Annotated in this window: 5 protein-coding genes and 2 pseudogenes; all 7 read left to right on the top strand. The window is 43.8% G+C overall.

The window, feature by feature from the left end:
* Positions 1-52: 52 nt before the first annotated feature.
* The 7 genes and pseudogenes from D8793_RS11135 to D8793_RS12275 all read left to right on the top strand — a co-directional run bounded on the left by D8793_RS11135 (position 53) and on the right by D8793_RS12275 (position 12,228).
* On the top strand, positions 53-283 hold the full coding sequence (locus tag D8793_RS11135) for a DUF1146 family protein (protein WP_125372250.1): 231 nt from the start codon (positions 53-55) through the stop codon (positions 281-283).
* Positions 284-351: 68 nt separating this feature from the next.
* Positions 352-1,632: a UDP-N-acetylglucosamine 1-carboxyvinyltransferase gene (gene murA / locus D8793_RS11130; RefSeq protein ID WP_125372248.1), complete on the top strand. Its 1,281-nt coding sequence runs from the start codon at positions 352-354 to the stop codon at positions 1,630-1,632.
* The gene (locus tag D8793_RS11125; RefSeq protein ID WP_125372245.1) at positions 1,625-1,813 is read left to right on the top strand and encodes a DNA-directed RNA polymerase subunit beta; all 189 of its coding nucleotides are present in this window, start codon (positions 1,625-1,627) and stop codon (positions 1,811-1,813) included. The genes murA and D8793_RS11125 overlap by 8 nt, the downstream gene beginning before the upstream one ends.
* A gap of 71 nt (positions 1,814-1,884) precedes the next feature.
* Positions 1,885-2,733 (top strand): DNA/RNA non-specific endonuclease, encoded by an 849-nt coding sequence (locus D8793_RS11120; protein WP_125372243.1) that lies wholly within the window; start codon positions 1,885-1,887, stop codon positions 2,731-2,733.
* A gap of 249 nt (positions 2,734-2,982) precedes the next feature.
* Positions 2,983-5,307 (top strand): annotated as a pseudogene (locus D8793_RS12285) (sialidase domain-containing protein); the annotation flags it as partial.
* 99 nt (positions 5,308-5,406) lie between these two features.
* Positions 5,407-10,791 (top strand): annotated as a pseudogene (locus tag D8793_RS12280) (SpGH101 family endo-alpha-N-acetylgalactosaminidase); the annotation flags it as partial.
* Entirely contained in the window at positions 10,792-12,228 is a 1,437-nt protein-coding gene (locus D8793_RS12275; protein ID WP_260471136.1) for a G5 domain-containing protein, read from the top strand. It abuts the pseudogene before it with no gap.
* Positions 12,229-12,475 lie beyond the last annotated feature (247 nt).

The following is a 12,475-nucleotide window of genomic DNA, read 5'->3' as shown; positions in this document are numbered from 1 at the left end:
TCCCATACTCCTTTTCGCCAGAAACAGCTCTTCTTATGGTATAATAAAATCTATGATAGAATTAATGTTTCGATTATGCAGTCATCTGCTCTTTATCTTTATGTCTTTTCATCTTTTGTCTACCGTGGTCAGTTGGGAAAGATTTCTAAAAGTAAATGCCGACAATGCTATCAAAATTCGTTTTTTGATTTTGTTGCTGAGTATTGCCTTGGGCTATATGACTAGCCTGTTTTTTATTGGCATTTATGACATGAGTCGGGCAATTTTTAATGGAGCTTTATAAGGTCAGATTGTTGATTTTATGATATGATAGTAAGGATGAATTTTTAAGTTTTGGAGTAACTAGTTAGTATGGAAAAAATTATTATTCAGGGTGGAAATAACCGTCTGGTTGGCAGAGTTAAGATTGAAGGAGCTAAAAATGCGGTGCTGCCGCTATTGGCAGCAACTGTTTTAGCCAGTGAGGGAAAAACAACTCTTAAAAATGTGCCAGTCCTTTCGGATGTTTTTACCATGAACAATGTTGTTCGCGGCTTGAATACGCAGGTAGACTTTGACCAAGATGAAAATACTGTAGTTGTAGATGCGACTAAACCATTGACCGAAGAGGCTCCTTATAAGTATGTCAGCAAGATGCGGGCTTCGATTGTTGTATTGGGTCCCATTCTTGCTCGTAATGGGCATGCTAAAGTATCCATGCCAGGAGGCTGTACGATTGGTAGCCGTCCTATCGATCTTCATTTGAAGGGCTTGGAGGCAATGGGTGCTCAGATTACGCAGACTGCTGGATACATCGAAGCCAAGGCAGACCGTTTGATGGGGGCGCATATTTATATGGACTTCCCAAGTGTTGGTGCGACACAGAATATTATGATGGCGGCAACTTTGGCTCAAGGTACCACTGTTATCGAAAATGCTGCTCGAGAACCTGAAATTGTCGACTTGGCTTTACTGTTAAATAAAATGGGCGCTAAAGTCAGAGGGGCAGGAACGGAGAATATAACAATCATCGGTGTTGAAAAACTTCATGGAGCTGAGCACAATGTCGTGCAAGACCGCATCGAAGCTGGTACATTTATGGTTGCTGCTGCTATGACGGGTGGTGATTTGCTGATTGAGGATGCAATTTGGGAGCACAATCGTCCGCTTCTGTCAAAGATGCAAGAAATGGGTGTGGAAGTAACTGAAGAAGATGAAGGAATTCGCGTCCGCTCAGATGTTTCAAAGTTAAAAGCTGTTGCTGTCAAAACCTTGCCTTATCCAGGTTTCCCAACCGATATGCAGGCTCAGTTTACTGCCTTGATGGCGATAGCCCAAGGAGAGTCTGTCATGGTTGAGACGGTCTTTGAAAACCGCTTCCAGCACTTAGAAGAGATGCGACGGATGGGACTTCACTCCGATATTATGCGGGATACCGCTCGGATTTGGGGTGGTAGCAGCCTGCAAGGAGCAGAAGTGATGTCGACAGATCTCCGGGCTAGTGCGACCTTGATTTTGATGGGCTTGATTGCTGAAGGCGAAACAAAAGTTAGCAAGTTAGTCCACTTGGATCGTGGCTATTATAAATTTCACGAAAAATTGGCAGCTCTTGGTGCCAACGTCAAACGCGTAAAGGAAGAAGATGATGAGTGAAAATTGGAAATATTTGGCTAGACAACTAGGCATCATTGCCTTGGTGCTGGTAGTCGCTTTTATCATTTTTTGTCTTGGTCTGGTTATCGGATATGGCGTGATTGGAAATGCAGAAAATCCTTGGTCTATCTTATCGCTAGATACTTGGAATGAACTTGTTTCTAAGTTCACTGGTCATTAATCTGCTAAGATGTCCGAAAATTTACCGACTGTGCAGAATCTTGCGCAGTCCTTTTAAATGGAAAAGGAAAGATGCCAAAAAGAAAGAAATTACAAAAAAAGAGCACTAAATCTACTCAGACTATAGCTGGGCTTCTGGTTGCTCTGACTTTATCACTGGGAGCCTACTTTTTTGGAAATGGCAATCAGTCACCAGCGGTAAATACATCGTCAGTCATTAGTCAAAATAGGGATACCAGTACACCTGATCAAGCACTGGCTGAGAGTGTTCTCACAGACTCAGTGCGTTCACAACTTGGTGGAAAAATCGAGTGGAATGGGGCTGGTGCCTTCATCATCAATGAAAATCAAACAAACTTAGACGCCAAAGTGTCGAGTGCCCCTTATGCGGATAATAAAACGAAGATAGTTCAGGGGCAGACGGTTCCAACAGTTGCCAATGCTTTGCTTGCCAAATCGACCCGCCAGTATAAATCACGGGAAGAAACGGGAAATGGTTCCACTTCTTGGGTTCCTGCTGGTTGGCACCAAGTCAAACATCTATCTGGTGAATACAACCATGCAGTGGATCGCGGGCATCTCTTGGCTTACTCGCTGATCGGTGGCTTAAAGGGTTTCGATGCTTCCACTAGCAATCCAGCCAATATCGCAGTCCAAACAGCCTGGGCCAATCAGGCCAATAAAGATAACTCGACAGGGCAGAACTACTATGAAACTCAGATCCGTCGTGCTTTGGACCAGAATAAGCGAGTTCGCTATCGTGTCACCTTGATCTATGCTTCTGAAAATGATCTGGTGCCCTCTGGCTCGCATTTAGAAGCTAAGTCCAGCGATGGAAGTTTGGAATTCAATGTTTTTGTCCCAAATGTCCAATCAGGAATTGCCCTTGATTATCGCACTGGCAGAGTGAACATTAGATAAACATGATTTAAATAATATGATCCATTTGAAGTGAGCAGCTAGGATTGATTGTAGATTTCAAATGGATTTTTCTATCTTTCTTCTAAGAATAATCTACATTTCTACTGTAAAATAATTTGACACTTCTTAAAATATTTGATATATTAAAAAAGAGTATATTAATATAAAATAAGAAAGGGATAGAAGGGGTTTATAACAGCCTAAAAATTTTAAGGTTTATTGTAAACGCTTACTATTGGTGGTTGTCAAATGGATAGAGATTTATTTGATAAAAGATGTAAGTTTGGGATTCGCAAGCTAACTTTAGGTGTTTGCTCTGTTATAATCGGAGCAATCTTGTTTGGGGTCAATCAAGTATCGGCTGACAGTCTAGCAGATACAACAACTAGCCCAGCAGGAGTAGTTGCGGTATCTCAACCAAGTGTGGCACCTCCTGCTACTGAAGTTACGGGAGAGACAACATCTTCTGAGGTAAATGGGAAAGTAGAAAACGAGGATAAGCCTGCAGCAGCAACTGCTACTGCACCAGTATCTACAGAAAATGTAGCTACACCCGTATCTCCATCAACAGATACAGGTACCACTTTAGAAAAACCTTCTGATGCAACTGCTGAGACAGAAGAAACGGTTGAAAGAGACTATTATTCCCGTTCTTTAAAGAATGTCAAGCCTGTCTTGGAAAAAGAAGATATTACGATTAACAAAACAGATCACGCCAAAGAGGATCTATCCAGCGAGCTAGATAAAGTAAAAAAATTAAAGAATGCAACGGTTCATTTGGAGTTTAAGCCAGATGCAAACTCACCAAAGTTTTATAGTGTATTCTCTGCTTCTAGCTCCTCGCATGTCAACGAATACTTTACTCTTGCGGTCAATAATGGAACAGCAGTTGTCGAAGGTCGTGATCGCAATGGGCAGCAATTCTATGAAAATTATAACAATGCCCCTCTGAAAGTCAATGCTGGTCAGTGGAACTCCATCACCTATACAGTAGAAAGACTAAAACCAGATTCGCCAGAGGGTCGCGTGCGCCTCTATGTCAATGGGGTTCTATCAAGAACCAGCTATCAGTCAGGGAAATTCCTGAGTGACATGCCGGATTTGACCAACATGCAGCTGGGTGCTACAGTGCGTGGTAAGCAAAACCATTGGCCAGGAACGTTTGCCGTTCGAAATCTAACTATTTATGACCGCGCTCTTTCGCCAGAGGAAGTAGCTCAGCGTAGCCAAATTTTAAAACGGAAAGAACTCGAAGGACAGCTAGCTCCTGGTGCCTCCCTGAGTGAAAAGGCAGATGTATTTGAGAGTGGAGCTGGCGGTCAGGCTAATAGTCAAGGAATTAAAAGCTATCGAATCCCAGCCTTGTTAAAGACTCAGAAAGGCACCTTGATTGCAGCTGCGGATCAGCGCCGCTTGCATGCGTCAGACTGGGGGGATATCGGCACAGTTATTCGCCGTAGTACAGATGGCGGCCAGACTTGGGGGCCAGAAAAGACGATTGTCAATTTGCGCAATAATCCCAAAGCAACGGATCCGAATCAGGGCTCTCCTGTAACGATTGATGTGGCTATGGTTCAGGATAAAGACGGAACCATTCATGCCATCTATGATATGTTTACAGAAGGGCGGGCTGTTTTTGACCTGCCTGCTAAAAACGAAGAAGCCTATACAACGATTGATGGCAAGGTTTATCAGATTCTTTATCACGAAAATGGTCAAAAATATACAATTCGTGAAAATGGAACAGTCTATGATGCAAACGGTGTAGCGACAACCTATCGTGTAGTGGTCAATCCACAGGAAAAAGACTATCGAGATAAAGGTGACCTTTATGACGGAGACCGCCTGATTGATAATATTTATTTCACGACTAAGAAAGATTCGCCTTTCCGTGTTGCTCGGACTAGCTATCTATGGACATCAGTGAGTAAGGATGATGGACTGACTTGGTCTGCTCCGCGTGATATTACTCCTATGGTCAAGGAAAACTGGATGAAGTTCTACGGGGTCGGCCCTGGTACAGGCATTCGTCTTCATACAGGCCTGCACAAAGGACGTTTAGTTATTCCGACTTATTCGACTAACGAATCTTCCCATTTACATGGTTCTCAGTCTTCTCGGGTTATCTATTCAGATGATAATGGACAAACTTGGCATTCTGGAGCAGCAGTTAATGATGGTCGCAGAGTGAATAATACAGAGATTCAATCCAGCACCATGAATCATCCTTCGGCTCAAAACACTGAAGCAACCATCGTGCAGTTAGCAAACGGCCAGCTAAAAATGTTCATGCGTGGATTGACGCGAGACCTGCAAGTTGCAACCAGTGAAGATGGAGGTGCTACTTGGCTTCCTGAAGTGAAACGCTACAAAGATGTGCCTGATGTCTATGTACAAATGTCAGCGATTAGCACAGTCAAAGATGGACAAGAATATGTGATTTTGGCGAATGCAAGCGGGCCTGGCAGAAATAATGGTCATGTTCGAGTTGCCAGAGTGGATCAGGCTGGTAATCTGACTTGGATTGCTCATCAGGAAATCAATAAAGGAAAATTTGCCTACAACTCTCTGCAACAAATCAATGATCAAGAGTTTGGCTTGCTCTATGAAGGAGCGGAAGGGAATAAAAATGACTATACTCTCTCCTTCAAGAAGTTTAACTGGGATTTCTTACTGAAAAACAGTGTTTATCCTACAGAGGCTAAGGTAGTCAGCGCGAAACACACAGAAGAAGGACTCGTTGCCCTGCGTTTTGATCACGAAGTGATTGTTAATGAAGCGCCAGTATTTGAGCTAGAAAATGGCAAGGAAGCTACCTTTGTTACTCAGGCAGACAGTAAGACACTCCTGTTTTACGCAGATGATGATTCGGCTGGTCAGAAGATTACTAAGATAAAATCAGGCAACATCGAAAGTATTCATAATTTGGCTGTTTCTGTAATCGGAACGAGACTTCCAGCCGCAGGTTCGGCTCCAGAAGCAGTCACACCTTATATTGCACCAACACCAACAGTTCCAGATCCTGATTTAGTTGCAAGATTTGCAGCTAAGAAGACAGCTGAGTGGACTCCTGTCGGAACAACAGAGCAGCATGGAACAGTCACTACGGTTGAGAAGAACGGTGTACGCTATAACCAACTCTCCTCAAAATCTACTCATGATAACAACCAAAACCCAGCTCTCTTCCAGAAAGAAGGCTTGCAGGTAGATCAAGAAGGAAATGCTAGCGTCAACTTAACTTTTGTAGAAAATTCTGAAACAAACCATGGTCGCTTTGGTGTCTTTATGAAATATAAAGATACATCAAACAATGTCTTTGTCGGTTATGACAAAGAAGGCTGGTTCTGGGAATATAAAACGCCAGGCAGTGGCAATAGTGCTTGGTATCGTCAAACTCGCGTACCAGCACCGAAAAAAGGTTCAACCAATAACTTGGTGGTAACTCTGAAAGCAGATGGTCAGCTCAATGCGACCAATAATGGCGAGCAACTCTTTAATACAGTGACCTTACCAGCTGCAGTCAAGGAAAATCTCAAGAATGAGCGCAAGATTTTGGTCAAGGCCGGTACTTATCAGGGCACTGAACTGACTTCTGTTTTGATAAAGACAGATAACCAAGAAGGCATGACCCAAACTCAGCCGACAGGAGAAAAGGAAACAGGTCCTGTTGTAGATGACTCTAAAGTCACTTATGATAAGATTCACTCAGCAACGATGGAAGTTCTGATTGATAAGGCCTTCCCGCGTGTCAAGAGCTACACAGTCAACAAGCACACACTGACAGGTCAAGTCAAACAGCTGGATCAAGTCACTATTAACTCACATGCTATCAAGCCGAAAGTGACTTACCGAAAGGTTGATGAGCAGACAGCTGAGTATGATTTGGTCTTGAAGGATCCAGAGCATTTGATTGATGCAGAAATGACCGTTCGCTTGAAAGTAGTGGACAACCAGTTGCACTTTGATGTGACAAGAATCGTCAACCACAATCAAGTCGAGGCTGGTAAGCCAGTCGATGATGTTAGAAAATTGATTTCTTCTATCAACTTTGCAGATAATGCTTTAGTATCTGTATCTAGCGAGCAGGCTGGTGCTAAGTTTGATGGGGCGACCATGTCCAACAATACCCATGTCAGCGGAGATGACCATATCAATGTGACCAATCCGATGTCGGATTTGCGCAAGGGCTACATGTACGGATTTGTCTCAACAGACAAGCTGGCGGCTGGTGTATGGAGTAACTCTCAAAACAGCTTTGGCGGTGGATCAAACGATTTTACACGCTTGACTGCTTACAAGCAAACAGTGGGTAACGCTAACTATGTCGCAATCAAGAGCTCACCATGGCAATGGCAAAAAGAATATAAAGGAATTGTTTACCCAGATTATACTTTGGAATTGCCAAGTGCTAAGGTGGTCGTGACCGAAGATGCCAACAAGGATAATCAAGTAGACTGGCAGGATGCTGCTGTAGCTTATCGTCAAATCATGAACAACCCGCAAGGCTGGGAAAAGGTTAAAGACATTACCGCTTATCGGATTGCCATGAACTTTGGCTCTCAAGCTCAAAATCCATTCCTGATGACTCTGGATGGTATTAAGAAAATCAATCTTCATACCGATGGACTTGGCCAAGGTGTCCTCTTGAAGGGATATGGAAATGAAGGGCATGACTCAGGTCACTTGAACTATGCAGATATTGGTAAACGAATCGGTGGAGTTGAAGATTTCAAAACTCTGATCGCCAAGGCTAAGGAATATGGTGCTCACATCGGTATCCACGTCAACGCATCAGAAACCTATCCAGAATCCAAATATTTCAAAGAGGAAATCCTACGCAAGAATCCTGACGGTAGCTATAGCTATGGCTGGAACTGGCTTGACCAAGGTATCAATATTGATGCTGCCTATGACCTCGCTCATGGTCGACTCAAACGCTGGCAAGATTTGAAAGAAAAACTTGGCGAAGGGTTAGACTTTATCTATGTCGATGTTTGGGGTAATGGTCAGTCAGGTGATAATGGTGCTTGGGCAACTCATGTCTTGGCAAAAGAAATCAACCAACAGGGCTGGCGCTTTGCGATTGAGTGGGGACATGGAGGTGAGTACGACTCTACCTTCCAGCACTGGGCAGCTGACTTGACCTATGGTGGCTATACCAACAAGGGGATTAACAGTAGCATTGTCCGCTTTATCCGCAACCACCAAAAAGATTCTTGGATTGGTGACTATCCGTCCTATGGCGGCGCAGCCAACTATCCGCTGCTTGGTGGTTACAGCATGAAGGATTTTGAGGGCTGGCAAGGACGGAGTGACTACAATGGCTACGTGACCAACCTCTTTGCTCATGATGTCATGACCAAGTATTTCCAACACTTCACTGTCACAACATGGAAGAATGGTAATCCGGTTACCATGAATGATAATGGCGGCAGCTACAAGTGGACACCAGAAATGGAAATCGGTCTAACAGACAAGGACAACAATCAAGTTACTATTCGCCGTAAATCAAACGATGTGGCAAATCCAGGCTACCGTGAGAGAACAGTTACACTTAATGGTCGCGTGATTCAAGACGGCTCAGCTTATCTGGTGCCATGGAATTGGGATGCCAACGGTAATAAGCTGGAAAAAGCTCAAGAAAAGATGTATTATTACAATACAAAAGCAGGCCAGACAACTTGGACCCTGCCGAGTGATTGGAATGATAAGGTTTACCTCTATAAGCTGACCGACCAAGGTAAGGTTGAAGAGCAAGAGCTGACAGTGACGAATAATCAGCTGACGTTGGATCTTTTGGCAAATCAGCCATACGTTCTCTATCGTACAAGACAGGTCAACAAGGAAATGTCTTGGAGCGAAGGAATGCATATCTATGATCAAGGCTTCAACAGTGGCAAGCTGGATCATTGGACAATTACAGGCGACAAGTCTAAGGCTGAGATTGTCAAGTCACAGGGTGCCAATGATATGCTTCGTATTCAAAACAATACAAGTACTGTGACTCTGACTCAGAAATTAACAGGTCTCAAGCCAAATACTAAGTATGCTGCTTATGTCGGAGTGGATAATAGAAGTGATGCTAAGGCAAGTATCACAGTCCAATCAGGTGGTAAGACAATCACCAACTATACTAATAAATCTATTGCTCAAAACTATGTAAAGGCCTATGCTCACAATACAAATCGTAGCAATGCGACAGTGGACAACACCAGCTATTTCCAAAATATGTATGTTTACTTCACGACAGGTGATGACGTGTCCAATGTGACTCTGACCCTGAGCCGTGAAGCAGGTGAAAAAGCAACTTACTTTGATGAAATTCGAGTCTTTGAGAATAATTCTACAATGTATGCCGGCGGTCATGATAACCAAAAAGGTGTCTTCAAACAGAACTTTGAAAATGTCGGTCAAGGGATCTTCCCATTTGTTATCGGTGGTATCGAAGGTGTTGAGGACAATCGGACTCACTTATCAGAAAAGAACGCACCATATACACAACGTGGCTGGAATGGTAAGAAGATTGATGATGTTATCGAGGGCGACTGGTCACTCAAGACCAATGGTTTAGTTAGCCGTCAACGCATGGTTTACCAAACTATTCCGCAAAACTTCCGCTTTGAGGCAGGTAAGACTTACCGAGTAACCTTTGACTACGAAGCGGGCTCTGATGGCACTTACGCCTTTGTCAGCGGTAATGGTGAAGTAACTTGGAAGCAAGCAGGTAACCAATGGACTAGTGATTTGGGCAATGCACAAGTGCATGAGCTACCAAACACTTGGAAAGGCTCTCAAAAAGCCAAAAGAGCGACCTTCCTCGTTACGGGAGCGCCAGATGGCAATACTTGGATTGGTATCTATTCTACTGCTAGAGGTGGGAATACAAATGGTGATGCAGGCGGAGATGCAAACTTCCGTGGCTACAATGACTTTGTAATGGATCGTCTACAAATTGAAGAAGTCGAGCTGACAGGTAAGATGCTGATTGACGAAGCAGTGAACAACTACCTGCCACTAGTTGCCAGAACGAATTACACTACTGAGTCTATGAATGCGTTGAAAGATGCGGTTTATAATCTGACTCAGCAGGATGATGACATCTCAGTTGATGCTGCTAGACAGGCAATCGCTGCAGTGGATCACCTCAAGGCTGCCTTGGTAGAGAAGAAGACTTCCCTCAAAGCAGCAGACTTTGAATCTCTGGAAGCACCTGCACAGCCAGGAGAAGAGTTAGCTAAAGCCTTTGATGGTAACCGCTCTAGCCTGTGGCATACACCGTGGTCTGGTGGTGGTGCTAATAAACCGGCTACTATGGTCTTGAGAGAACCAACTGATTTGACAGGTTTGACTTATGTACCACGTTCTTCAGGATCAAATGGTAATCTCAAAAATCTAACTCTGGTGGTAACGGATGAAGCAGGGCAAGAACACCGCTTCTCAGCCAATAATTGGCCAAATAATGCAGCAACTAAAACTATTGACTTTGGTCGGGTTATCAAGGCTAAGAAGATTGTCTTGACAGGTACTCAGACTTATGGCGATAGCGAAAATGAATACCAATCAGCGGCGGAATTAGTCTTTAATCTACCAACAACAAGCGAGGCTGCTCTGGACACAAGTGCTTATGATAAGGCTCTTGCGCGTGCTAAAACATTGACAAGTCAGGCTAATCGTGAAGCAGTAGAAGAGTTCTTGCAGGTGGCTGCTTACGTGACAAATAACCACTTGTTAACTCCGACTCGCTTGGCAGAATTTGCAACTTATCTCAATAGTTTAGAAGATACACCAGCTACACCGCCAGTTAACAAGACGACTCCAGACGAAGGAGTTAAGATCCCAGTTGTCGAACAGCCACGCTTGGATATCGTCACTGAGGCTCTACCGTTCAACACCGTTGAGCGTGAAAATCCACAATTGCCTAAAGGTACACGAAAAGTTGTCCAAGAAGGCAAGGACGGTGAAAAGACTACGCTCGTTGAAGTGACCATCGAAAATGGTCAGGAAACCAGCCGTTTGACTCGCGACAGCTTCGTTTCTAAATCCCCAGTCGATAAGATTGTGGAAATTGGCAAGCCAGTTGAGCAAGTAACACCAGATCAAGGTCTTAAGAATCTTGTTGTCGAACAGCCACGACTTGATATCGTAACAGAAGTTCTACCGTTTAATACCGTCGAACGTGAAAGTGCTCAATTACCTAAGGGCACCCGAAAAGTTGTCCAAGAAGGCAAGACCGGTGAAAAGACCACACTTGTGGAAGTGACGATTGAGAATGGCAAGGAAACTGGTCGCACCACTCGTGACAGCTTCGTTTCTAAAGCCCCAGTTGATAAGATTGTGGAAGTTGGCAAGCTAGTCGAGCAAATCACTCCAGCTGAAGGCGTTCAAGCCCCTGTAGTTGAACAGCCACGCTTGGATATTGTGACAGAAGCTCTACCGTTTAATACCGTCGAACATGAAAGTGCTCAATTACCTAAAGGTACCCGAAAAGTTGTCCAAGAAGGCAAAGCTGGCGAAAAGACCGTGCTTGTTGAAGTGACGATTGAGAATGGCAAGGAAAGCGGTCGTGTGACTCGCGATAGCTTTGTTTCTAAAGCACCAGTGGATCAGATTGTGGAAGTTGGCAAACCAGTTGAGCAGGTTACACCAGATCAAGGTCTTAAGAATCTTGTTGTCGAGCAACCACGCCTTGATATCGTGACCGAAGCTCTACCGTTTAATACTGTCGAACGTGAAAACCCACAGTTGCCTAAGGGCACCCGAAAAGTTGTCCAAGAAGGCAAGGTTGGTGAGAAGACCACGCTTGTAGAAGTGGCGATTGAAAATGGTCAGGAAACTGGTCGAGTGACTCGCGATAGCTTCGTTTCTAAAGATCCCGTTGATCAGATTGTGGAAGTTGGAAGCAAGGAAGAAAAACCAAACAAACCAACTACACCAGAGAAGCCTGTAGAGCCATCTAAGCCAGAAAATAACTTACGTATCTTGACGGACGAAGCTACCAAGGTTCAAGTGATTGGCATGAAGTCTACGCTTGATCAAGTTGTAGCCTTGAAGGTCAAGAAAGTAGCAGCTCAAAGCCTAGAAGGTAAGCTCTATGATGCTTATGACATTAGACTAGAAGACCAATTTGGCAAAGCTGTTCAGCCTAAGGGCAAGGTCTTTGTCAGCCTTCCAGTTGCATCTAACAAAGATGTTGAAAATGTCTTCTTTATGACAGCGGCTGATCAGCTTGATGCGGTATCCTTCCAGCAAAAAGGTCATTATGTCGAGTACATGACAGATCAGCTAGGTGTTTATGCGGTTGTTTACAAGTCAACTGCAACCCCGCAGATGCAGGAACAAGCGCAAGGAGCTAAAGCAGCTAGTCTGAGTCAAGGCCCAGCTACTAAGTCAGCCACCTTACCAAGTACAGGCACAGCAACAGATTCAGCCTTCCTTCTCGGCCTTCTGTTAGCATTGACAGGATTATTCCTGGTGAAGAAGAAGGAAAATGTGTAAAAAACATTTCCGACACAAAGTTTGGTACATAGCCATTAGTCTATGTACCAGCGATTTAAGGGCGGAACATGGCTTGAGAAAAGATATAGTGTAAGTTATGTTCCGTCTGTTTTTACGATAAATTCAATTTAAATAAGTCAAATAAAATATATTTTTTTAAATAAAGTTGCAAACGCTTACTGGTGAGAAGCGTACAGATAGGAAGGTTCCTTTATGGAAAAGAAATGTAAGTTTAGTATTCGAAAAT

The organism is Streptococcus cristatus (assembly GCF_003943465.1).
GTDB lineage: Bacteria > Bacillota > Bacilli > Lactobacillales > Streptococcaceae > Streptococcus > Streptococcus cristatus_C.
The sequence above is the reverse complement of the archived record's forward strand: the minus strand, read 5'-3'. Positions and strand labels throughout refer to the sequence as shown.